The 24,772-nt window shown below is 40.9% G+C and carries 21 protein-coding genes and 2 pseudogenes; 17 read left to right on the top strand and 6 right to left on the bottom strand.

The genetic code is table 11. The features are described from left to right. Window positions 1–229 precede the first annotated feature (229 nt). Window positions 230–2,941, bottom strand: a complete 2,712-nt coding sequence (locus DNL43_RS02795) for an MMPL family transporter (protein WP_109249115.1) — start codon at window positions 2,939–2,941, stop codon at window positions 230–232. Window positions 2,942–3,098: 157 nt separating this feature from the next. On the opposite strand from DNL43_RS02795, the gene DNL43_RS02790 reads away from it, so the two are divergent. The 4 genes from DNL43_RS02790 to trxA are packed head-to-tail and all read left to right on the top strand — an operon-like array spanning window position 3,099 to window position 5,820. After that, a complete protein-coding gene (locus DNL43_RS02790; protein ID WP_056981718.1) occupies window positions 3,099–4,079 on the top strand; it encodes a linear amide C-N hydrolase in 981 nt (326 codons plus the stop codon). A 33-nt stretch (window positions 4,080–4,112) separates the two neighbouring features. Further along, on the top strand, window positions 4,113–4,733 hold the full coding sequence (locus DNL43_RS02785) for a glycoside hydrolase family 73 protein (protein ID WP_054769545.1): 621 nt from the start codon (window positions 4,113–4,115) through the stop codon (window positions 4,731–4,733). Between the two features lie 27 nt (window positions 4,734–4,760). Next, window positions 4,761–5,519 (top strand): TerC family protein, encoded by a 759-nt coding sequence (locus DNL43_RS02780; RefSeq protein ID WP_082619718.1) that lies wholly within the window; start codon window positions 4,761–4,763, stop codon window positions 5,517–5,519. Next, window positions 5,497–5,820 (top strand): thioredoxin, encoded by a 324-nt coding sequence (trxA, locus tag DNL43_RS02775; protein WP_056981714.1) that lies wholly within the window; start codon window positions 5,497–5,499, stop codon window positions 5,818–5,820. The genes DNL43_RS02780 and trxA overlap by 23 nt, the downstream gene beginning before the upstream one ends. Before the next feature lie 15 nt (window positions 5,821–5,835). On the opposite strand, the gene DNL43_RS02770 is transcribed toward trxA, so the two are convergent. Then, on the bottom strand, window positions 5,836–6,093 hold the full coding sequence (locus DNL43_RS02770; RefSeq protein ID WP_225364673.1) for a hypothetical protein: 258 nt from the start codon (window positions 6,091–6,093) through the stop codon (window positions 5,836–5,838). Between the two features lie 220 nt (window positions 6,094–6,313). Here DNL43_RS02770 and DNL43_RS02765 point away from each other — a divergent pair, with 220 nt between their 5' ends. The 11 genes and pseudogenes from DNL43_RS02765 (at window position 6,314) to DNL43_RS02715 (ending at window position 18,190) form a co-directional block, all read left to right on the top strand. After that, window positions 6,314–6,868, top strand: a complete 555-nt coding sequence (locus DNL43_RS02765; protein WP_056981712.1) for a GNAT family N-acetyltransferase — start codon at window positions 6,314–6,316, stop codon at window positions 6,866–6,868. A 268-nt stretch (window positions 6,869–7,136) separates the two neighbouring features. After that, window positions 7,137–8,534 (top strand): Na+/H+ antiporter NhaC, encoded by a 1,398-nt coding sequence (nhaC, locus tag DNL43_RS02760; RefSeq protein WP_056981711.1) that lies wholly within the window; start codon window positions 7,137–7,139, stop codon window positions 8,532–8,534. Window positions 8,535–8,742: 208 nt separating this feature from the next. Continuing rightward, window positions 8,743–9,366: a LysM peptidoglycan-binding domain-containing protein gene (locus DNL43_RS02755; protein ID WP_056981709.1), complete on the top strand. Its 624-nt coding sequence runs from the start codon at window positions 8,743–8,745 to the stop codon at window positions 9,364–9,366. A gap of 349 nt (window positions 9,367–9,715) precedes the next feature. After that, window positions 9,716–10,414 (top strand): MgtC/SapB family protein, encoded by a 699-nt coding sequence (locus DNL43_RS02750; protein WP_056981707.1) that lies wholly within the window; start codon window positions 9,716–9,718, stop codon window positions 10,412–10,414. 231 nt (window positions 10,415–10,645) lie between these two features. Further along, complete coding sequence (locus DNL43_RS02745; RefSeq protein ID WP_056981705.1) at window positions 10,646–11,575, top strand: hypothetical protein; 930 nt, start codon at window positions 10,646–10,648, stop codon at window positions 11,573–11,575. Window positions 11,576–11,842: 267 nt separating this feature from the next. Further along, window positions 11,843–12,313, top strand: a pseudogene (locus DNL43_RS02740) (DUF5776 domain-containing protein); the annotation flags it as partial. Between the two features lie 615 nt (window positions 12,314–12,928). Further along, window positions 12,929–13,180, top strand: a complete 252-nt coding sequence (locus DNL43_RS02735) for an AbrB/MazE/SpoVT family DNA-binding domain-containing protein (protein ID WP_054769552.1) — start codon at window positions 12,929–12,931, stop codon at window positions 13,178–13,180. Continuing rightward, window positions 13,177–13,530 carry a hypothetical protein gene (locus DNL43_RS02730; protein ID WP_056981703.1) on the top strand — a complete coding sequence of 118 codons (354 nt, stop codon included), beginning with the start codon at window positions 13,177–13,179 and terminating at the stop codon, window positions 13,528–13,530. The genes DNL43_RS02735 and DNL43_RS02730 overlap by 4 nt, the downstream gene beginning before the upstream one ends. Before the next feature lie 577 nt (window positions 13,531–14,107). Next, window positions 14,108–15,607 (top strand): Cna B-type domain-containing protein, encoded by a 1,500-nt coding sequence (locus DNL43_RS02725; protein ID WP_056981701.1) that lies wholly within the window; start codon window positions 14,108–14,110, stop codon window positions 15,605–15,607. A gap of 18 nt (window positions 15,608–15,625) precedes the next feature. Continuing rightward, a pseudogene (locus tag DNL43_RS12340) lies at window positions 15,626–15,676 on the top strand (hypothetical protein); the annotation flags it as partial. A 99-nt stretch (window positions 15,677–15,775) separates the two neighbouring features. Continuing rightward, window positions 15,776–18,190, top strand: coding sequence for a Cna B-type domain-containing protein (locus DNL43_RS02715; RefSeq protein WP_156644982.1), 2,415 nt, complete (start codon window positions 15,776–15,778; stop codon window positions 18,188–18,190). Between the two features lie 267 nt (window positions 18,191–18,457). On the opposite strand, the gene DNL43_RS02710 is transcribed toward DNL43_RS02715, so the two are convergent. From DNL43_RS02710 to DNL43_RS02700, 3 genes are all read right to left on the bottom strand, one after another. Further along, window positions 18,458–18,778 carry a hypothetical protein gene (locus tag DNL43_RS02710; RefSeq protein WP_054769708.1) on the bottom strand — a complete coding sequence of 107 codons (321 nt, stop codon included), beginning with the start codon at window positions 18,776–18,778 and terminating at the stop codon, window positions 18,458–18,460. Window positions 18,779–18,955: 177 nt separating this feature from the next. Then, window positions 18,956–19,927, bottom strand: coding sequence for a GMP reductase (locus tag DNL43_RS02705; protein ID WP_095344920.1), 972 nt, complete (start codon window positions 19,925–19,927; stop codon window positions 18,956–18,958). Between the two features lie 181 nt (window positions 19,928–20,108). Beyond that, window positions 20,109–21,389 (bottom strand): adenylosuccinate synthase, encoded by a 1,281-nt coding sequence (locus DNL43_RS02700; protein ID WP_095344921.1) that lies wholly within the window; start codon window positions 21,387–21,389, stop codon window positions 20,109–20,111. A gap of 228 nt (window positions 21,390–21,617) precedes the next feature. On the opposite strand from DNL43_RS02700, the gene purB reads away from it, so the two are divergent. Continuing rightward, the gene (gene purB, locus DNL43_RS02695) at window positions 21,618–22,913 is read left to right on the top strand and encodes an adenylosuccinate lyase (protein ID WP_054769705.1); all 1,296 of its coding nucleotides are present in this window, start codon (window positions 21,618–21,620) and stop codon (window positions 22,911–22,913) included. 204 nt (window positions 22,914–23,117) lie between these two features. Then, window positions 23,118–23,918 carry a hypothetical protein gene (locus DNL43_RS02690; protein ID WP_054769704.1) on the top strand — a complete coding sequence of 267 codons (801 nt, stop codon included), beginning with the start codon at window positions 23,118–23,120 and terminating at the stop codon, window positions 23,916–23,918. A 66-nt stretch (window positions 23,919–23,984) separates the two neighbouring features. Here the strand turns inward: DNL43_RS02690 and DNL43_RS02685 are convergent, their stop codons facing one another. Beyond that, window positions 23,985–24,254: a type II toxin-antitoxin system RelE/ParE family toxin gene (locus DNL43_RS02685; RefSeq protein ID WP_054769703.1), complete on the bottom strand. Its 270-nt coding sequence runs from the start codon at window positions 24,252–24,254 to the stop codon at window positions 23,985–23,987. Window positions 24,255–24,772 lie beyond the last annotated feature (518 nt).

Below are 24,772 nucleotides of genomic sequence, written 5' to 3'. Positions count from 1 at the left end.
GTGTAACAAACAATTTGCAATGCAGTTAAAAGTCATATGACGATTGCAACATTGACACCAAAGATTGTGAATATGCGCTTACATAGACTGATACGAAAGGATTCCTTTATGAGCAAATAAAAATGACACTCAAATTGCTTTGAGTGTCATTTTGGCTTGATTTTTGGAAATTGCCTGTTGATTTTTATTAGGTTATGTTATTTCCGAAATCATTATTTTAATAAATTCTTTATTTATTCTTCAACATATTTTTCTTATTTGGTAATGTAACGGCCAATTTGCCCATTGAAGTGACGATCATCGGCAGAATCAGATAGTATACGCAGACCGTATAAATGACAATCAGGGCCGTTTCAATCATTGCAAATGAGGCACCAAATGTCAGGCCGATTGCCAATGCAATGACAACCAGTAAAATGTATCGAACAATTTTACCATAGCTTGTCATGGTTGGCCGGATCCAGTCCAATAGGGATAATTCCGTGTACCTGAATGACAGGCCAAGGGCAATGATCTGCCAGGCGGCGATTGCCGCTAATATGCTGACGGCGATCACGGGAACTTGCCAATCCAATTGATTGGTGCCTGTAACATAATGCATTGTCAAATATGTCAGCTGGAAGCCGGTGATGGCTGACATCAGGAAGGCAACAGTCCAATAGAGTGGCTGCAAGATTGATCGGCTGACAACGAAGACGGTCAGTAAGATGCCAATCACAACAATCGCAAGTAACGTGATGAAATGATGGTTGAGCTTGGACTGGTTGATTGACTGGGTAATTGGTTCACCGCTAAAGGCAACCTCGTCTGAAGAAAGTGGGGTTCCTCTAAGTTGAAGGCCAACCTGTTGTTCCAGCGCTTTAACCTGTTTCATATTGGTCTTGCTGGAAGGGGCATTCTTCATCACAACTTGAATGGTTGTGATCTTTTTGTCCTGACTGGTGTAGTTCAACATTGTCTGAAGAAAGTCGGTATCGGTTAATTGTGCCTTGGTAATGTAATAGACATTTGCTGCACCGGACTTTTGCAGGCAATTCAAATAATCGTAAATGTTATTTAACTGAGTCGTTGAGGAGGTGACTTGCGTGCCAACCTGCTTCAACTGTTTTTGAACTTGACTGATTTGCTGACTGTAACTCTGCAGGTTGTTGGCGCTGTTTTCGCCATAGTTTTGAATGACCGATCCTTCAGCGTTCAACTGGCTGATGCCTGATGAAACCGACTGAAGTGACTGGTTCAATTCATTGATCTTTTGTTGATACATTCTGACTTTGCGGGATGCATTGCTTTGAACCGATACGCTGGAGTTGGCAGCGGCACTGTTAACTTGTGAAGCCAAGCTGGAACTGTCTTGAACAATTTTGTTGCTCTTCTTAACAAGTGCCTGCATATCCTTAACTTGTTGCTTTAAGCCTGACAAGTTGAGGTTGTTGCCGCTGGAATCAATCCCGGTCGAAGCTTGAGATAATTGACCGGTTGCCTGTTTGGCGTTCAAACCAATGGATTCCAACTGGTTGGAAACGTAATACTTTTCGATCGGCATCCCGCTTGGCTGGGTCAGTGAATAAGCATCGCTGACGCCTTTGGTGTGCTGCAGCTTGGTTGTTAATTGATCCAAGTGCTGGAGGTATTTCTCATTGTCCAACGGTTTATCGTTTTTAAGGTAAATGGTGATTGGGGTTGGCTTTCCTTCAGTGAAATGAGCTTGAAGGACATGGGCGCCTTTAACCGCCTGGTTTTCCTGCGTCAAATTAGTAATTGGCGAGTAGTTCAAGCTGGTGTGATAGAAGTAAATGAACGGTAAGGTCAAATACAAAATCACCAGAAAGGCGGCAATTGGCTGCCACAGTGAGAAATCAGTTGCCCGGTTCCAGAAGTGTGACTTCATTGCGGTCAACGGTGCGTTGGATGGCCAAAAGAGGCTTTCACCCAGAGCTGCCATGAAGACGGCATTCAGAGTCAAAACTGCCAGCATCAGGACAACGTATGTCAGGCCAAGTACCCAAAGGGATTGGAGCTGATCATAGTTAATGAATCCGCAGCAGGCAAAGATGATTGCCAGGGCACTGCCGACCATTGTGATTGGAAACCGGAGAGCGGAAATCGTTTGTTGCGTTGCGTAACGGGCTTCCCGCTGCAGGGACAGGACACTTCGCAACTTGCGGTAAATGTAAATGTTCCAGATGGTCCCGATTACCACGGTTGCAATTCCAATTTCAAGCGGGGCGTATTGAGTGAAGGCAAAGTTGAAATGTTTTGCCAGGGCAACCGATCCGCTAAACGAAGTGACGAAGGCCGCAAATAACGTGATAAATGAAATGATTGGTGCAAATATTGATCTAAAGTAAATGCCCACAATCAACATTGAAACCACAAATAAGGTAATCAAAATAATATTGGTAACCTGGGCGGTCTTTTCATTGTTGACGTCTCGGACAATCTCTGGACTAGTGACGTAAGATTTCAACCCTGGAACCTGAATTTCATTGACCAGCTCGTTCGTCAGTACTCGTAAAGTATTGCTTTGAGCGTCAATATCAAGACTGGCAATTTGGGTTGAGCCATCCTTTGATAACAGCTGTTGCTTTCCGGCAACGTTGGTATTAAGGGTGACAATTTTTTTAATGCTGTAAAATGATTGATGTTGTTTTAGCTTATTTAATGCAGTATCAATTTTCGCCTGCTGCTGGGTTGTGATTTTTCCTTTCGGATTTGTGTAAACCACGTTGATGGTCGAAGCCTTTCCAAGACTGTAACCCCAATCCTTGCGCATCTGCTGGGCCTTCGCCGGCTGAGAGTTTTGCGTGAACGTCGGCTGACTATACGACTGCAGCGTATCAGTCACGTTTGGAGCGGTTATGATTGCAATAAATGCAATTATCAGCCATACTAACAGCGTGAATAAGCGATTCTTGTGTAATTTTGCGATTGTTTCCTTCATTAGTTCGTCCCCTAAATATGTATGGTTAAAAAAGGCTCATATATTAAGAGTTTACCATTTTATAAGTACCAGTGCGACACGTTTTCGGGGTTTTATGGGATATTGAGAGAAATATTGGCAAAATGATTTGAATATATTTGGATGGGGAGTTCCCAATATGTGTACAAGTATCTTTCAAATTGGCCAAGAGGATGGGGCCCACGTTTTGGCGCGAACGATGGACTGGCCTCAACTTGGCGCACATCCTGTATTTGTGCCCCGCAATTTTGCCTGGCACTCTGTTTATGACGATAAAAAATACGTGACCAAATACGCCACATTGGGATCCGGCCACCAGCATGCCAAGCGAATCGACATGTCCGATGGGGTCAACGAGTTTGGCCTCGCCGTTCAAAAGCTGATCTTTACCAATGGTAGTCAGCTGGTTGAAGAACCCGGCGAAGGCAAGATTCATCTGGCACCATTTGAGTTGTCGTTCTTTTTGTTGTCTAATTACAAATCCGTGGCGGATATTGAAGCCCACATTGACGAAATTGAATTGATGGCTGATAAATACAGCTTGATGAAGTATGGCCACAGTGAGTTACATTTTGCCGCTGCGGATCCAACTGGTCGGATTGTAGTCATTGAACCGGTCACCACGCCAATTGAAATCATTGAAAATCCCCTCGGCGTTTTAACCAACAGCAATCATTTTGGCAGACAAATTGACAAGCTGAATAAGTATCTTGACTTTACCCCAGCTTTTAAAAGCGGAACGGTTCCCTTGAATACGCCTCGGGTCACTACCGGAAATGTTTCGGGAAAATCAATTCCCCCTGGCTCATATTCTCCCGGTTCCAGATTTGTCCGCGCATCATATTTAAAGGAAAGAATTGATATTCCTCAAAATGAAGCTGAAGCTTTTGACAACTGCTGGCATATTTTGGATTCAGTTAACGTACCTAAGAGTAAGGAGCATCAACCCACTTATTCGGTGTATCGAGCTGCAGTCTGCTGTGAAAGCCGAAATTATTACTATCAGCCTTATCATGCCAAATCAGTGGCAAAAATTCAGCTGACAGATGAATTGATTCACTCCAATGAAGTAAAATTTTTCAAAGTTGATGATAAAATAGCCTTCAATGAGTTAAACTAATATATTGAAGATATTTCTTGGGGAGAATTCAAGTTGCGTAAACAAGGTTGGCGGGTTATCTTATTATTACTCATAACGTTTGTGGTTTTGGTGGCCGGCGTATCTCTACGCAGCCAATTCAGCCATCGGCAGCAGTCACAATCGGCGCCGACGCTGGTTCAAAAGAAGCCGGCCCATTTTTCTGCGCGGCAAAAGCGGACCTTCATCAGTCGGGTTGGTAATCCGGCAATTAAAATTTATTTGAAGAATCGCCAGGTACTTCCCAGCGTGGTGATTGCCCAAGCTATTTTGGAATCCCAGTTCGGGACGTCTGAACTGTCGACTTCGGCCAACAATCTGTTTGGCATCAAGGGTTCTTACCATGGGCAATCGGTTCAGTTTTATACCACTGAGGTTGAAAATGGAAAGTCGATCAAGGTTTTGGCACAGTTCAGAAAGTACCCAAGCCTTGCAGCGTCGATTGCTGATCATAATCAGTTGGTAAGTGCCAAGTTTATTAAGTCCAAGAATATTTTGAGTTATCGCAAGTCGACTCGGTTATTACAGGAGAACGGGTACGCAACCGATCCCCATTATGCATCCAAGTTGAATCACATCATTGTGAAGTACAATCTTAGCAGGTATGATTTAAAAGCATTAAATGAAAGAGTCTAAAAAAATATTGAGGTGAATGCCACATTGTTGAATTGGGTTTCTAACTTATATGGTCCATTTTTTGATCCCCATAACTGGGAAACGGTGATTACCAGTGGAAGTGACTGGCTGATTATTTTATCGCTGGTTACGATTGAATGTCTGCTGTCAGTGGATAACGCCGTTGTCCTGGCTGCTCAGACACAAGCTCTACCAACGAAGATTCAGCGGGAAAAATCCCTGTTCTATGGTTTGTGGGGAGCTTATCTATTTCGATTCCTGATCATCGGAGCCGGAACGTACTTGATTCATTTTTGGGAAATTAAAGTCATTGGTTCCCTATACTTACTGTATCTGGTGTATCAATTTTTCCGGAAAACTAAGATTGTCCGAACGAAGAAGTTAGCCAAAGGTAAGAAACACGGGATTTCATTATTCTGGTCGGTTGTTGCCCAGATTGAATTTATGGACGTTGTCTTTTCAATTGATTCCGTGCTGGCCTCACTGGCCATTTCCTCAAATCCGGTGATTGTTCTGTTAGGTGGGATGATCGGAATCTTGGCGATGCGGGGAGTCGCAGAAGTTATCATGAAGCTGATGGGCATTATTCCAGAGCTTCAGCCCATGGCTTATGTATTAATTGCTATTATTGCATTGAAGCTGTTCTTATCCATTCCGGCAATTGACATTGAAATTCCAGCTACCGCATTTGGTGGCATTTTGATTGCCGCGGTTATTATTACCCTGATCATTCACTATGTACGGAAGAATCGGAGGTCTCACGATGAGCACGGAGATAACGCCTGATAATTTAACAAAAGAAACAGATAATAAAATCACCATCATCGATTTCTGGGCGCCTTGGTGTGGGCCATGCAAGATCTTAGACCCAATTTTGGCAGACTTGGAAAAAGATTATGGTGATAAAATTCATTTCGGTAAGATGAATGTTGACGGTAATCAGGAAATTGCTGAAAGATACCACGTGTTGAGTGTTCCCAGCTTAGTGGTTTTCAAAAACGGCAAAGCATCTGAAAAAGTGTCCGGCATTTATCCCAAAGAAAAGTTACGAAAGTATTTTGATCAAAAAATCGCAGAAGTTGAATAAATCTTGTTGGGTATTTTACCGAAATGGTTGAATGCCTTTTTCTTTTGCCATTGGGGCTAATTTAGAATTTAAAATATCCAAGCCTTGCAGTGGAAAATTAAAGATTGGCGCAATGATTGCCCGCTTGCTTGGATCGGGGACCACCTGGCTTTGCTTGAGGTTGGGCAGCATCTTGGCCAGGTCGGTTTGGGTGAGGCCAAGGGCTTTGCTGTAATACATCACTTCTTGGAAGACTAAGTTTTTGAACCGCAGATAATAGATAATTAATGCCACCGCGATGTACCAAAAGATCGTCCAAGTGATCCCAATTTTTGCCGGTGAGAGAAAATTAAAGGATAAAGCCAAGATAATAAATGCACAGTATGTTAAAATGCTAATTATTGTTAGTTTAGATTTTGTCGACATAGTTGACCAACTTTCCAAGTGAAATTTGTGATACTATTTAGATATAATTATAGACATGTTGGAAAAATATAGATAGTGAGATGAAATTGTGAAATTTTCAGTAGAGACAATTGATCGCAAAGATTATGCGGCTGTACGAAGTATTATTGCAGATAGTTATAAGAATGATGGCCCCAACACCGACGGCGACGAGGTTGATATGGTTGACCGCCTGCGCGAAAGTGAAGGTTATAATGACCAATTTGAAGTTGTTGCCAAAGATGACAACCACAAAGTGATTGGTCATGCGCTTATGGTGCCGGCTACTGTTAAGTCTGTTCATGGTAAGTTCCCAATTGTATCGATTGTTGAAATCGGGGTCCTTCATAGTGACCGGAACGATGGGGTTGGCCAGGCAATGGTCATTGAATTGGAAACTCGTGCCCGCTTAGCCGGTTATCGAGCTGTCAGTGCAATTGATAATTCAGATTTCTTCTTTAAAAACAATTATGTTCCAGCTGACAACTTTGACATCTTACCAACTGTCAATGTTGATTTTAATGCCAACCTGATCAAGCCGTTATATGATGGCGCCTTGTTCAATAAGGGCGGTAAGATTTACTATCCTGAAGAATTCTTTGGGGTTCGAAGCACCAACTATTAATCAAATATTTAAGTTCCACATGAAGTAATGAGTTTGTCTGGGTGTAAGAAAGCCGGTGGATGATGCGAACCGGTCAGGGCAAGTTGATGAAATACCGTGGACAACTTTTACGGATAATAACTAGAACCGATATCATCTAGTGAGTGAGTCGCCTGTGAGCGACTAAACTGGGTGGTACCACGTGATAAGCGTCCCTTAGTCCAATTCGTTTTGGACTGAGAGACGCTTTTTTGTTGCAAGAATACATACTAAATAGAGGGGTATAACGATGAAAAATGAAGCTAAAGCACCAAAGATTGGTTTAACCGAGGGGATTATTGTTCTGCTGATGATGTTATTAATCATGGGATTCAGTGTGATTAAACTGCAAATTTCTCCACAGATTCCGATTCTATTTGTCATATTACTGTTAGTTGCCTGGGCCAAAGCCCGCAAATTTTCTTGGGATTCTGTCAATCAAGGAATTATTGACGGCATTACAACCGGAATTATTCCAATGTTTATTTTTATTCTGATTGGCGCCTTGATCAGTTCCTGGATTGCAGCGGGGGTTATCCCATCACTGATGGTCTACGGATTTCATTTGATCAGTGCCGAATGGTTCCTGCCATCAGTCTTTCTGGTTTGCACCATCGTTGGAACGGCAATTGGAAGTGCCTTTACGGTTGTTTCCACCATCGGAATTGCCTTTCTCGGCATGGGTCTCACAATGGGAATCAATCCAGCAATGATTGCCGGGGCTGTGATTTCCGGTGCCATCTTCGGTGATAAGACCTCACCGCTTTCAGATTCCACCAACTTGGCATCGGCGGTCGTTGGAGCCGATTTGTTTAGCCATATTCGTAACCTGATGTGGTCAACCATTCCAGCGTTCTTTACGTCATTAATTGTTTTCTTCATTATCGGTCGCACAAATGCACACTTAAATACAGCGTCTATTGACAAGACTATCAACGTTTTGAGCCAACATTTCAGTATCTCTTTTTGGGCGTTTCTTCCTATTATCTTAATGTTTTTATGTGCATGGCGAAAAATTCCGGCAATTCCAACGCTGTTTATTAATATTTTGGTAGCGGTGGGGATGATCTTTGTTCAAGATCCTAAAACCAAGATTCAAGCCATTATCAATATTTTGACAAATGGGTTCGTGTCACATACCGGCAATAAGAACGTTGACAGTCTATTGACTCGTGGCGGGATTTCCAGCATGATGGCGACAATTGCACTGATTATTTCAGCACTGGCCTTAGGTGGTTTGTTAATGAAATTCGGGGTCATCGAGGCCGTGATGGATCCTTTGTCACGAAAATTACAGTCGGATGGTTCCTTGATTTTGGCAGTTATATTAAGTGGAATTGGGGTTAATGTCTTTGTCGGTGAGCAGTATTTATCAGTCATATTGCCAGGAAATGCCTTTAAATCAACATTTGACAAGGCAAAATTAGCGCCGGTTGCTTTAAGTCGGGCACTGGAAGATGGCGGAACCGTCATTAATTACCTGATTCCATGGGGCGTTGCCGGAGTATTTGCGGCAAATACGCTTCAAGTTCCGACGATTCATTACCTTCCATTTGCAATTTTTAGTCTTTCTTCACCGATTTTTTCAATTATTAGTGGCTTTACCGGCATCGGTTTGAAACATTTGAAAGCTCATGAAAACAGCTAGAAATGCCCTTTTAATAACGTTTTACTAAAAGATCACAGATTCCTTCTTTGACAAACATTACTCATACATTACATTAGTTACATCAAAGCCGTTTTTCTTAATACGCGTGATATTTGTTGGTAACTTCGTAACTATACACTATGTATTGTTGATCGACGAGGTCAACAAAAATTCTAGACACAGAACACAGATATAGGAGTGTGTAATTTTGAAAAAAGTATTATCTATGATCTTCGCAACTTCAGCCGCAGCTATTGGTTTATTCTTCGCAGGATCCGCATATGCTTCAGCTAGCACAATAGTTACAGTTAAGTCAGGCGACACCGTTTGGGGAATCTCACAACAATACAATTCCTCAGTTAAGGCTATCGAGAGTGCCAACAATCTTCAGGATGCAAATGTTATCACTGTAGGACAACAATTAACTATTCCTTCAGCTAACAGCTCATCAAATACTCAAGGTAGTGCGCATGTAGCAGCCGCAACCACAACTGCTCAACAGACTCAGAGTTACAGCCAACCAACACAGTCAACTCAATCAACTCAAGCTACTACTCAAAGCAGCCAAGCATCAACTACAACTGCTACTAGTGGTTCAGTTGCTCAACAAGCTGCACAATTGATGGAACAAAAGACTGGTGTTTCAGCATCAACTTGGATGGCTATCAGTTACCGTGAATCAAGAAACAACCCAACTGCACAAAACCCTAGCTCAACTGCTCATGGTTTGTACCAATCACTTTACACTACAAGTAATGACTGGCGCGAACAAGTAAATGACGCAGCACGTCTCTACCATTCACAAGGTATGGGTGCTTGGGCATTAAATTAAAGATTTAGAGTGCGACTAGGCACGGGTGATCCCGTAGCCTAACCGGAAAAACGGCTTGAGGAATGTTTTCATTCCTTGAGCCGTTTTTTTTGGTTAGGTGCAGGGATCAGTGCCGTCGGAGCACGTTTCGGCTATATAGCAGGCGAACGGCAATCAATGATGGACTTGTCCGTCGTTGGTTGCTTTTTCTTATTTAAAGGTAGGCTTAGGTGAGAAAATATCCTCGCAAACAAATATTTCCATTTCCAATCTTCTTTTTTTACATCTCCCCAGTTATTTGGTAAATTAGCCATAGATGCATATGAATTTGGAAATCTATAACTAATGAATCATGTCAAGGGGGGATTCGATGTTTAATTTAACTAATCCAGAAATCATTGCCCGATTGGTTGCCGCTATTTTTGTTGGTGGAATCATCGGGTTTGAACGGGAGAGAAAGTCGCGTCCTGCCGGTATGAAGATGCACATTTTGGTTTGTATTGGTGCTTGTATCATTGCACTGATTCAATGCCAGCTAACCAGTATGACGGTTGATTACAATTTTGCCCACCCAAAAATTGTTGGGGCATTATCAGCCGATACCGCCCGACTAACGGCCCAAGTTGTTTCCGGAATTGGATTCTTGGGTGCCGGAACGATTATCATGACCAATAAGACTGTCAAAGGTTTAACAACGGCTGCCAGCATTTGGTCAGTAGCGGGTCTTGGCCTTGCACTGGGATATGGCTATTATTTGATTGCAACATTTGGCACGTTGATTATTTTCTTCTCATTGACAGCGTTAGCCTACTTGATTCCAATGGGCAATATTAATCGTCTTGAGATCAAGTTGAATGAGCACCAAACGACAAAATATATTAAGCAAGTTTTGAAAAAGTTTCATATCGATATTGAAAATACGGACGTCACCATTAAGCGTGATGAGGATGGCAGTCGAAATTATACGATTATGTATACCTTGGAAGTTCCCCGTAAGGTTGATACCAGTCAGTTGGTTTTTGAACTGTCTGATAATGAACAGGTGGATTACGTTCGATTACTTGAATAACCGGTGAACTCTGTGAGTTAAATTGTAAATGTAGAATGGCATGGCTAGAACCTTTTAGCTGTGTCTTTTTTTATTTGATTGAAATGCTAATGACCCGAGCTGCCCATTATTAGTAAAGTACTCATAATGATAACTTTTGGTACATAAAAGTATCTTTTGCAATTAGATCTTGCTACAATTATTCTTGTAATATGGTTAAGGGGACTCAACTAAATAAGGGGGAATACCGATATGTCCGATCAGACTGGCAGTTTCAGCCTCACTCGAACAGTTCGATTGATAGTTGTATTTGTTTTAACACTGGTATTTGGGGGATTGTTGTTCCAACAGTCAACTGCGGGGGCAGCTGAAAATGATGTAACATTTACACTCCACGCTGTGGATTTGAATGGAAATTCAATTGATGCACCGTTTAATAACAAGCAGATTGTGTCATCGGAAGCTGGCGGTGTGGATGTCTCCAAAGACGTTCCACTCAGCTTTGATAATGGTCGATATACGATCAAAGGGTATCATACAGATAATAAATCGGCTCAGCAGATTATGTACTACTATGAGCTGGATCAAGCAACTGATGCAGAGAAACTCGCAAAGTTAGTGAGCCTGTACGTTATGAATCCTGCCAGAGCAGCGGATGACAAAGCCGTCAACCTGTACTTTGCTTACCAGGACACCAATAATCCAAAGCCTGAACAGATTACGTTAACTGAAGGTGCTTTGGAACGTGAAGCAGGCAAGCTAAAAATCTTTTATACCGATGTTAATGGGAAAGAATTAAAACCTTCTATCAAGTATGATTTCGATGCAGTTCCGGATCCTGATCCATCGTTCCAAAAAGAATTTGATGGTTACCGTTATGTTGCGGCCGTCATCCGAAATCCCAAGCCATATGGGACATACGTATATTCTGATTCTAAAATATATGCCAATATGCAGACCAACGTTGATGATTTGCTGTTTCAAGCAATTTTGCAGCCAAGATATATCGATTCGGTTGCAAAGCGGCCTAAACAACATAGTTCTGGTGCAACCGCCACCTTTGTGTATGAAAAGGTTGCCCAAACTTTGACGATTGAATATCTCGATGAACAGGGTAAAGCCATTCCAGGTCATCCAGCGACAACTAAAGAATTGATGCCTGGTGAAGCTTATTCAGATTAGGCCCCAGAAATTGCCGGTTATACGCTGATCGGCGATAAGAAGATTACTGGCAAAATGAATGATGACACCAAGATTACATTTAAATACAAGAAACAGGTTGTGCCACCAACACCAAATAATAATGGTAACAAGACCAACAATAATTCAAGCAGCACCAGCGGAAACGGCAACAGTGTTGCCAATCAGGAAGTTATCTCAAGTACACCAAAATTCCCGGAACCAAGAACATTACCAGACGGTACCCAACTGCCGAATTATGCGGCAACTGAAGGTACTGTGGTATACGCAACCAAGAAAATTTATTTGTACAAGAACGCTAATTTTAAAAAGGACCAACGGATTGCCAAATATCCAAAGGTAAAACGGATCAACCGTCCAATGTTTGTGGTGACTGACTACGCCCGTTCAAACGGCGGGGCACTTCGATACAAAGTAAAAGATGTTAATCATCACAGTAAAACGGCTGGAAAAGTTGGTTATATCACGGCCAGCCGAAAGTTTGTGGTAAAAGTTTACTATTCATCAATGCCTAAGAGCAAGAAAGTGACAGTGATTGCCAAGAGGGGTGTCAATGCTTATAAGAATGCCAATTTAACCAAGAAAGTGAAGCATCACAAGACAGGTTCTCACCTCAAAGTTAAGAAGATGGTTAAACATAATTTGACCACCCGTTATCAGTTAAGCAATGGTGATTACATTACTGCAAATAAGAAATTGGTGATTCACGGAGCCTATTGATCTTCACTGAATCTACAGTGAAATTAAACTTCCAAAATAAAATGCGCTGCTACCTGTCATTAATGACAAGTATCAGTGCATTTTCAATCAATTGTGCGACTGAATAGTCTTGTTGACTGATCAAAAAATAGTCGAAATGCTTGCAAGCATGCTTTATTAGTACTATTATCCATTACAAATAAGATATTCCATGTGCTTTTAACATAATTGGTTTCATTTTGCATTTAAGAGGGGATACCAAGTGGTTGGTAACCTGATGGTGCTTTGAGAAAACTTTAAAGTGTTTAATCGAAAATTCCGATGTGTTACACATGCGAGGTCATTAAATTGATCGAAATTTTAAAGCCGCTTCAGCCTTTATTCTAAGCACCGCCTTGATAATTAAAATATGTAAGTAATGTTATAACATTCAATTTTGACTTTATGCAAGTTCAAGGGAAATATTCATTATCTGTCATGAAAAATACGGAATATGTTTCTTTAAAATGCATAAAAGTGTGAAGACATAAATACCTAATTATGGAATTGTGAAGTTTTTTCACCTTTTTTTGAAATGGCATTTGACGGTCTTAATGCGTGTTACAATAATTTCTACTCAATCATTGGGGGAATGTTATGAAGAAAATTAAAGTCAGGAAGATCGGGAACTCCCTAGGGGTTATTCTTCCAAAGTCGACAGGTATTCACGAGGGTGATGAGCTGTATTTTATGCAAAAAGGGGAGCGATTAATTTTGGATATGACAGAAGCTGACATTAATCGTGCAAGAACAATCATTGAAAAGGGGTTTGATGACTTCAAGTATAATCGGACCCTAACAGAAGATGAAATGGCAAAACTGTTAGGAAAGTACGGGTGGCATAAATGAAGATGCTGACTCGTGTACTTTATTCCAGATCCTTTTATGAATCGTTGGTTTCTACCATTAATAATTGCAAGCACCGAAATGCAAGCAATCAGACTATCGAAGAATTTGTGGCTGAATTTAACAACACAATTAATGGCTTGAGAGATGCATTTAACAGTGTTGAAGTTGTCCCGACGGAATTTGAAAGACTATCTGACATCTATCATCTTAGTAAGCCTACTAGAAAGATTAGTGTGAACAGCGAGTTTACAATTCTGTATCGGTATGATGCAAACGAAAATATGGTTCAAATCGGCCCATTTGTGGATAAAGACGAAATTCATTTACAAATTCAGTCCAATAAAGACTGATATGCTGTACACGGTTTAAATTTGAACGGAAACAAGTCAATCAAAGGGTTGGCGGGGGATCTAATCACAAAGTGATTAGATCCCTTTTTTCACCAGTGGGAAAAATTAGGAACCTCAAAATGTTTTTGGTGAAGAATTAGTCGGACTTGATCGAGAATACTAGTTCTTCGGCTGGAAATATCCTATTTTTGACCTATAAAACAATAATATTGAATAAATCATTAATTTTTTGACTAACAATGGTGAATGCTGGTAACATAAGATAACATTATATGAATACAAAAATCTGATTAGCATTTAAAAACCATTTTTCTGAAATATATATTCTGCAAGTACTGCATCTGCTTTTATAATAAACCAATAGTTTGAAATTGTTGATTTATCGGAATTATCCCGCAGTTATGTTATAACTTTTTTAAAAGGTTATACTATTTAACACCTGAATAATATAATGATCAATGCATTGCTTGCGAATATTTTATGCCCATGATATAATCGTTTGGTAATTAAAGAGTGCTGGTTAACTAAATTCAATTAGCAATACGACATGCATTTTGTTACAGGAGGGGTGTTTATCGTGAACGAAAAAATTAAGTTCAGTTCAAGAAGTATTTGGAAATGGCTCGGTATTTTCTTGTTCATAGTTTCAATATTTATTGGTGTTGGATCTCAGACTCATAGTGTAAAGGCGGCTGACATAAGCACCAGTGTAACAGGCTTAGGAGGCAATGACGCCTACTATCAAAAAGACGGAAGTACCGATTGGATAAAAGCTGATTCGTCGGTAACCGACAATTGGCAGAAGTACACTAACTACAAATTAAGATATAAATACACAATCCCGGATGGGACTGTTGTAAAGAATGGCGATACTGCAAAAGTCACTTTACCTGCTGGAATTACACTTCATGATGCACAACCGTTCGATATATTTGATAACAATGGTACTGTTATTGGAAGATTCACTCCTGACAGCGGATCCAAGACCGGTACAATTACTTTCAATGGTTATTATAGTGAACATGTGAACGGTCGTGGCGGAACACTGACATTTGAAGTTAATGGATCCAAAGATGATTCTAAGTCTAACCCATACATTGGTAAGAATGGCTGGTCTTTCAGCGGGGATTTCAAAAATGTGAATTATCCACAAACCAGTGATAAGCGAAATCAATATGTTATGTGGGATGCGCGTGTTAATGATGGAAAATTTCAAATGAATAATTTGCTGATTAATGACACATTGTTAAACACTGACAAACAAAAAATTGTATTGGATCCTATAACATCAAAACCGATTATCCAAATTACAGATGACGATAATAACGTTATCCCTGATTCGGATTACACAATTTTATATTCGGCTAGTGACCCCGCTAAGTTTTCCATTCAGTGGAATGGTACGTTAAACAAAGCAATCAATATCAAATATCTCACTAAGATCACTGATCAGGGATACCTGCAAAGTGGGTCTGGAATATCACTTCAGAATAATATGGACCTGACTGGAAATATTCCAAATGATGGAACTGGTGGTGATGGTAAATCTGTTGTTATCAACAAGACTACCCAAGGAACATTTACAATTGGTGGTCATGGAGAAGGTTATGGTACAAAGTTTAGTATTAATGTCACGAAAAAATGGGTGGGTAAGCCCGATGATGTTAAACTGCCAGACAGTATAAAGGTAACATTATACGCAAAACATGATGGAGATTCAAAGCCGGTTTCAACTGGGAAATCACTTACATTGACCGCACCCGATTGGAAGGGAACGTTCACGGATCTTTGGACACTGGATTCAAATAAGAAGAAAATTGAGTATTCTGTTGTAGAAGATCCAGTCTCCAATTACACTGCCACTACAAGTTCACAATCGCTTGATGATAAAACTGACGATGTGACAATTACTAATACCTATGCTCCGGCAAAGACTTCAATCAAGGTTAACAAGGTCTGGAAGGACGTTCCTAAAGGAGTCAACACGCCTCCAGTTACAGCAACCTTGTATAAAACCGTAAATGATACCACAACTTCAACGGGTCAGACTCGTCAGCTTAATACGAGTAACGGATAGGCTGCTCAATTTACAGATCTGCCAGTAAAAGATGATTCTGGAAATACAATTAAATACACAGTTAAAGAACCAACGGTTCCTGGATATAAATCTACTGACAGTGACCAGGCACCGGCCAATGGTTCAGTTACATTTACGAACCAGTTTGTTCCAGAGACAATTAAAGTTGTGAAAACTTGGAAAGGTGTTCCTGACAAGATCACCACGCCATCAATAACCGCAGTCTTATATCAGACAGTTACGGAAAATGGTAAAGAAGTCACAACACCAACTGGGAAAACAATTGAACTGACTAAGGCAAATGGCTATGCTGGAGCGTTCTCTAATTTACCTCAAGTTGATGATCAAGGAAGAACAATTAAATATTCTGTATCTGAAAAATCGATTCCAACAGGGTATACATCTACCACAGACAAACAATCGCCTGATAAAAATGGCGTTGTAAACTTAGTTAATGAATACACTGCCCATAAGACCTCCGTTTCGGTCAATAAGGACTGGCAGGGAGTTCCTGACAACGTCAAAACGCCATCAATCACCGTTAATTTATATGCAAACGGTAAGAAGATCGATGATAAAACCTTGAATAGCCAGAATGGTTATTCCACTAGATTTGATAATTTTCCTGAAACCGATGATAACGGCAAAACAATTGACTATACCGTTTCTGAATCAACAGTTGATGGATATAAACTCACAAATGATACCACCAAGAATGGTCAAGTAAAAGTTGTGAATGGTAAGGTGAAATTGACTAACCAATACATTCCGAAGCAGACCAAGATTACCGTTAAGAAAACGTGGAAAGGCATACCTAAAGGTGTAGATAGGAAGAAGTTGTCTATTCAAGCAGTTTTGTATGCTAATGGTAAAACAACTAAACAAACCGTTACCTTGAATTATGCCAATAAGTGGTCGGCTGATTTTACCGATTTGCCTCTAACAGACAGTCAAGGTAAGCAGATCAAGTACACTGTTGCAGAAAAGTCTCTGCCAGATGGATATACAACAACCACTTCTGGCCAACAAAAGGCTAATAAAGATGGCCTTGTAAAATTGGTCAATGAATATGTTGCCCATAAGACTTCCATTAAAGTCAACAAGAATTGGGCAGGAGTTCCAGATGGTGTCAAGACACCTTCAGTAACTGTTACCTTATATGCCAACGGCAAGTCAACCAATGACAAACTTACCTTGGATAGTCAGAATGGTTACTCAGGTGAATTTAAAAACTTACCTGAGACCGATTCCAAGGGCCAAACAATTAAATATACCGTTGTTGAATCACAAGTGAGTGGTTACAAATCTGATAATAGTGGGCAAATCAAAGTTGTTGATGGCAAAGTAACATTGACTAACCACTATATTCCAAAACAGACTAAAATCACTGTTAAAAAGATCTGGAAGGGTGTTCCAACTTCAGATACCAGAGATCGGAGCATCGAGGCAGTCTTGTATGCCAATGGTAAAGCAACCACCAAGACCGTTACTTTGAATGCCGCAAATAATTGGACTGCTGATTTCACAGGGTTACCAGTAACTGATGAAAATGGAAAGACAATTGTTTACACTGTCGCTGAGAAATCTGTTCCAGCAGGATATACCACAAGTACTTCTGGTTTGCAGCCGGTAAAGAACGGTGTTGTTACCCTTGTTAATGACTATGTTCCAAACAAGACATCAGTAACTGTGAATAAGATTTGGCAGGGGGTTCCAAAAGGAACGAACACGCCATCAATTACAGTTACCCTGTATGCAAATGGTAAGCCGACTGATAAGACAATCACACTGGATAGTTCGAACGGTTATTTAGGCCGATTTGAGAACTTACCCGAAACTGACGATCAGGGTAATAAGATTACCTACACGGTTGTCGAAACTGCCGTAAACGGCTACACTTCAACCACCACTGGCCAACAAGTCGTTAAAGATGGGGCTGTAACTTTGGTTAACGTGTTTGTACCAAAGAAAACATCAATCAAAGTCGTCAAGGAATGGTCAGGAGTTCCAGATGGAACTGTTGCACCAAGTATTACAGCAACCCTGTATGCAAATGGCAAGGCAACGGATCAAGTTGTAACACTTGATTCAAGCAATGATTACACGGCAACCTTTGACAATTTACCAGAAACTGATGCCGATGGTAATCCGATTATCTACACTGTTGCCGAGACTAAAATTCCGGATGGGTATACATCCTCTACGACTGGCCAGCAGTCAGTTAAAGACGGTGTGGTTACCTTGAAGAATACGCACACGCCAGATACACCAGTAACGCCTGTAACACCTAAGACGCCAAAAGTTCCAGGACAACCTGATAAAATAACACCTGGTACTCATTCAACTTCTGAAGGCGGCGAGATTACGAAGACTCCTACCCAGTCAGGAAAAACAACTCAACAAGCCAACACCACCCACGCAAGCAATCCTCAAGCAAGCACCCCTCAAACGGTTACTCCTGCTAAAGGAAAATTGCCACAAACTGGTGCTAAAGCTAAGCAAGAAATTGCCTTAACGGTAGTTGGAATCTTGTTGATTGGTTTACTGATTGCTTGGAAGTATATTGGATTAATTAAAAAGTAAACTAAAATGAACAATTAGTTCATTGATCATTATTACTAAAAGACGATTCAAACAGCCATGTGAGGCTGCTTGAATCGTCTTTTTGTGTTCTGTGTCATATGGTTCAACTGAACTAACGTTGGTGACTAGTGCAATTTAAAGCGATTGTGTGATATATGTCCAAGGATAATAAAAAAATCCGTCATTAGTTGATAGACCAAGTCTATTACTAATAACAGATATCGTTGAGGCTCATTAAAATGCGCTCATAGGCATTTTGATGCAAATTTACCCACGTACCAACAGCTCCATTTGACCCTTTTGTGGGGCGAAGTTAATGCCCAATAAAGGCTCATCAAGAATCTTACCGTATTCATCCAATACGTCCAGTGGTAGAGGTGTATGTAATTTTAGTGATGAGATAACCTCTTGTGGGTTGTCGGCTTCATCCAAATTGATAAAGAGGTTGATTTTGCTGACAACGTCTCGATAAAGATCGGTCAAAATTGAATTGGGCTTCCCGGCGACATCAGTGATGACGACTTGAGCTGGGTCAAAGCCAAAATGGTTGAATCTTACCATTTTTAATACATCGAATAAATTATTCATTACCTTCATGTCCCTTCAGAATGAATCGTTTAGATATTAGTTTAGACGTATTGGCATATAAATGGCAAGAATTATTTCCTTTTGATGTGTAAAGTTGGCTCAAAACATACAAAAAAGCAGTCAAATCAAAATTTGCATTTCGACTTGACTGCTTAAATGAAATGGTCAGTAGCTTAACTAGTCACCATCCATAATTGAGTTTTTAAGAATGACATAATCAACTTTGGTAATATCCATTAACTTACGGCCACCAGCGTATGAAATTGATGACTGAAGGTCTTGCTGCATTTCGGTTAAAGTGTCGGCAATGTGGCCACGATATGGGACCAACATTTGACGGCCTTCAACGTTGCGGTAGGCACCCTTTTGACGTTCTGAAGCTGAACCCCAGTATTGCTTGTATTTCTTGCCATCAATACTGATCAGGTTACCTGGTGTTTCCTCATGGCCGGCAAGTAATGAACCGATCATGACCATTGAAGCACCGAAACGAATGGATTTGGCAATGTCGCCGTTAAAACGAATTCCACCGTCAGCGATCATTGGCTTTCTTGCAGCCTTTGAGCACAAACGTAATGCGGCTAACTGCCAGCCGCCGGTACCAAAGCCGGTCTTGAGCTTGGTAATACATGCCTTACCAGGTCCGATACCAATTTTGGTAGCGTCGGCTCCAGCGTTTTCAATTTCACGAACGGCTTCCGGAGTACCCAGGTTTCCAGCGATCAGGAAACTTTCTGGTAACTGTTCCTTGATGTAGTGGATCATCTGAATAACGTAATCTGAATGGCCGTGCGCAACATCAATAGTGATGTATTCAGGCTTTTGATTGTCGGCAACTAATTGGTCGATAAATTCATATTCTTCAGGCTTGATACCCACACTGATTGAAGCATAGAGCTTCTTTGAGTGCATCATCTTGACGAAGGATTCACGTTTCTCTGGTTGGAACCGGTGCATGATGTAGAAGTAACCGTTTTGGGCAAGCCAAACCGCTAAATCATCATTAATCACTGTTTCCATGTTGGCAGGAACGACAGGAATCTTAAATGTCATAGGTCCGAATTTTACTGAAGTATCAGCATCTCTCCGGCTTTTGATAATGTTCTTGTTAGGGATGAGTTGAATGTCATCGTAATCAAATACTTCCATGATTTACCTCCGAGGTTTTGGGACAGTTTTTAACTGCCTGACTCCGTTCACGACATTAGGACAGCTCCGCAAAGCAGAAGTCTGCGCATAAGCACCTTTAACACAAATTCCAAATGCAGGAATTTCTGTTAAAGGAGACTTATGCCACGACTTCTAATCGCTTTGCTTCGCTCACTAGGTTTTACCACACTTTTTCAACGACGTTAGTCTGTTTTCTGTCAGGACCGACTGAGAAAGTTGCGTAAGGAACACCGACTGCTTTTTGGACATGGTTCAAATAGTTCTGAGCGTTGGCTGGCAATTCATCAAATGTCTTGCACTTGGTGATGTCTTCATCCCAGCCTGGCAGCTCGTCATAAACGGGCTTGCATTGATTGAGTTCTTTCAAAGTTGCAGGGTAATGGTCGATCTTTTTACCATTTAATTCATAAGCAACACAAATTTTTAAAGTTTTAATACCGGTTAAAATATCCAGACAGTTCAATGCCAAGTGGGTGTAACCACTGACACGGGCTGAGTGGCGAAGAACAACACTGTCGAACCAACCGATTCGGCGAGGACGCTTGGTAACAACCCCATATTCATGACCGACTTCACGGATGTGATCACCAGTGGCGTCTTTCAATTCAGTAGGGAAGGGACCTTCACCAACTCGTGAAGTGTAGGCCTTGCAGACACCGATCACGTGATCAATGCGGTTAGGACCAACACCTGTACCGACAGCGGCACCGCCGGCACTTGGATTGGATGAGGTAACGAATGGATAAGTTCCATGGTCGACATCCAGCATCACACCTTGAGCACCTTCGAATAAGACGTTCTTGTGATCATCCAGTGCGTTGTTAATAATATAGGAAGCATCGACAACGTAAGGACGGATTCGATCGGCGTATTCGTTGTATTCATTGAAGATTGGTTCGAATTCCAGTGGTTCATGATCGTAGATTTTGGTGAGTAGCTCATTCTTGACTGCGAGATTGTTTCGAAGTTTTTCTTCAAATGTATCCTTATCAAGTAAATCAGCAATTCGAATTCCAATTCTCTCGACTTTATCCATGTATGCAGGTCCGATTCCCTTATTAGTTGTACCAATCTTGGAATCTTTCTTTTGTTCCTGCAGACCATCGAAGAGAATGTGGTAAGGCATGATGACTTGAGCACGGTTTGAAATTCTCAAGTTATCTGTACTAATCCCATCCTTTTTCAAATTGTCCATTTCGTTGATCAAGGATTTGGGGTTAACGACAACTCCGTTACCAATAACACTGTACTTTTCCTGATCAAAAATTCCTGATGGGATAAGTTGCAGATGGTAGCTGTTGCCATTAAACACAATGGTGTGACCGGCATTATCTCCGCCTTGATAGCGGGCGATAATATCGGCGCTTTGACCGAAGAAATCGGTGATTTTACCTTTCCCTTCGTCGCCCCATTGACTTCCAACAATCACAATAGATGACATATGAACACCTCTAAATTTTATTGCCAGGAATCTACCCAGCATTTTTAATGATAACAAGTTGCAATCTATTAATCAACCAAAAGGTTAATAATTTTCAGAAGTAAAACGTTTAATATTCGACTTTAAATACGAATACGAACGAAAGGTAATTATTCTTCTCATAATATGGTCAAAACATGAACAATATGGTATTATTATCTTGTCATTATTTAGTAGAAAGGACTCGTTATGATAGATAGATATTCTTTACCGGAAATGAGTAACATTTGGTCACTCCAAAACCAATATGCTTCATGGCTTAAAGTTGAAATTGCCATTGATGAAGCTTGGTCCAAGCTTGGAAAAATCCCAGCAGAGGACGTTGAAAAGATTAAGAAGAACGCCAAGTTTGATGTTGATGGAATTGCCGAAATTGAGGCTGTTACCCATCATGATATCGTTGCGTTTACCCGTGACGTATCAAAATCACTGGGTCCAGAAAAGAAATGGGTCCACTACGGTGTAACCAGTACGGATGTTGTTGATACCGCTTGGGGTGTTCGAATCAAGCAGGCCAATGAAATTATTCGTAAAGATATTGATACTTTTATTGATGTTATCGCAAAGCAAGCTAAAAAATACAAAGACACGGTTATGATCGGCCGGACTCACGGTGTTCAAGCAGAACCAACTACATTTGGTTTAAAGCTTGCCCGTTGGTACTCCGAAATGAATCGTAACAAGCGTCGATTCGCAACTGCTTCCAAAGAATTGGAAGCTGGTCAGATTTCTGGTGCCGTTGGGACATTTGCCAACGTGCCACCATTTGTTGAACAATATGTCTGTGATTCACTTGGCCTGCGGGCACAAGAAATTACCAGCCAGATTCTTCCACGTGATTTGCATGCCGACTACATTTCAACTCTGGCATTAATTGCCACTAGTTTGGAAGAGTTTGCGACCGAAATCCGTGGCCTTCAACGTTCTGAAATTCATGAAGTTGAAGAACACTTTGATGCTGGTCAAAAGGGTTCATCTGCAATGCCACATAAGAAGAATCCAATTGGTTCCGAGAACATCTGTGGTTTGGCTCGAGTTGTCCGTGGTCACATGGTCACTGCGTATGAAGACGTCGCTTTGTGGCATGAACGTGATATTTCTCATTCATCCGCAGAACGAATCATCATCCCAGATACTTTGATCTTATTGGACTACATGCTTCACCGCTTCACTCGTATTCTTGATCGTTTGACGGTCTTCCCAGAACGCATGAAGAGCAACATGGGTCTTACCTATGGCTTGATTTACAGTCAACGGGTAATGCTTAAATTGATCGATTCAGGAATGACTCGTGAACAGGCTTATGACCTCGTTCAACCATTAACCAAACAATCATGGGACAAGGGAATTCAATTCCGTGACTTGGTTGAAGGCGACAAGAAGATTACCGACGCTTTGAGTGAAGATGAAATCAACGACGCATTTGATTACCATTACCATATTCGTCATGTTGGTGAAATCTTTGCCAGAGTTGGATTGGATTAGTTAGAAATAATTAAAAAACAAATTAAGCGCCTCTCCTAGCCGGTTTTCCGGTTCAGGAGGGGCGCTTTATTATGATTTGGAGGATGAAAGAAGTTACAGATTGATTTGGGACTAAATTGATTTCAAAATTTCATTTTATAGAAAATCCCTGTTTCCATCCTCAATGTTGGATTAGAATAAAATTATTAGGGGGGAGGAACAATAATGCATAGAAAATGGATAATTAAAGCATTAGTTGGGTTGGGACTTCTTGGAATCTTTGCCAATGTTCAAACTACAAAAGTACAGGCTAACGCAAAGACAGTTTCAACGACGCCAGCAGCATTGCGGGGAACGTGGTATTACAGTAATCGTCATGGTTGGTACACAAGGGTTAAGGTGACAAAAACAGTTATTTCGCAAATGAATCAAAGGTCTGGATTGGCCGCCTCACTCAAAAGTAACCGGGTAAAGGTAATCAAGCCTAATAAATATGGGTATTGGCGATTTAAGATAAAAGGTTATCGGCCGATTTATTTAAAATCGGGACATCATAATGGTCAGCCAGCTATTAAAGGACGTTTTGCAGGTAGAGCCTTTTCAACCGGGAAGCCGGTTTATGCATATCACTACTTACCTAATCAATTACCAAAAGACGCCTGGCAAAATATTCCTACAAAATTTCATGGTTCGTGGACAGTTCCCAAAAATAAGGAAAAAGAATATTCGCATATCGTTTTCCAATTTGGTAAATATAGTTGTGAAGCCAAGGAACAAATTCATCCCGGCGTATATTTTGGATTTGTCTTTCTTGGTCAGGCACCGGATACCAAAGATTCTCAAAAGTCCAGCTTGCGATGCTACACGCGGACATACCATAATAAAAAATATTGGGTTTTTGGACTTCGCAGTAAAACCTATGTGCAATATGATGATGTAAGCGACTATGCAGTGATATATACGACCAATGATCATCGGCCTGCATTATGGTTTGACGGTCTCGATACGTATTTGTACAAATTTTAATCATTTTCCATTTACAAAAACCAGCTGTAGACTGATAATCATCAGTTTCAGCTGGCTTTTGGGTTATCAGATTTCGCCATGCCTTCCAGTATCTAAGAACTTGACCGTATCGCCGACAATTTCATAGATTAACAGCCAACTGCCTTTAACAAACAGTGCCCGCCGTGGCTTATGGCTTTTAATCACGTGATCGTCATACTTTTCAGCAACCGGCTGACCGCTTAATATTTGTTCTTCAACTTCTTGAAAGTCGGCTTTGGAGTACCGGTTGGCTCGGATCATATTTTGATAATGCTTTTTAAATCTGGATTGATACTTGGGCTTGTACTTCGGCATTGGTTGGCTTCCTTTCGAATGGCTTATTCATTAATTATACGCCAATCGACAAATCGTTAAGCATAGAAAAAAAGACCCGACGGGGGAGTCAGGTCTTTTAGTTCAATATTCTGAGGGGAATATGAATATGATGTACGGACAGTAAATCAATGGGGGGATCAATTTACCGCCCAAAAGTTATTGGGGGTGAGTAGAAATAAATCACGTTTATCTCTTGCTCATGATTTAAATATACAGGACAAATTTAACTAAACTTAGACGAAACTTTGAAGATTTTGTGAACTTTTGGAGAGTGTGACGAGATCTGGGAGATGCGGTTTCTAAGGTCGGCTTGTTTAAAACCTGAACTTGGTTTTGAACAAGGTGGCCTTAGAAGTTAGCATCTGGATCGTCGGAACACGTTTTAACTCGGTAGATTGTTCTACAATTTGATTGAACGATATCTCAAAGAGGAAAATAAAAGCAAGGTAGGGGGACTACCTTGCTTTTACTACCTTAATCTTTTTTTGAGGGGGAGA

This window comes from Lentilactobacillus kefiri (genome assembly GCF_009739535.1).
In the GTDB taxonomy this organism is placed as follows: domain Bacteria; phylum Bacillota; class Bacilli; order Lactobacillales; family Lactobacillaceae; genus Lentilactobacillus; species Lentilactobacillus kefiri.
Note: the sequence above shows the minus strand (reverse complement) of the source record. Positions and strands in the feature narration are given on the sequence as shown.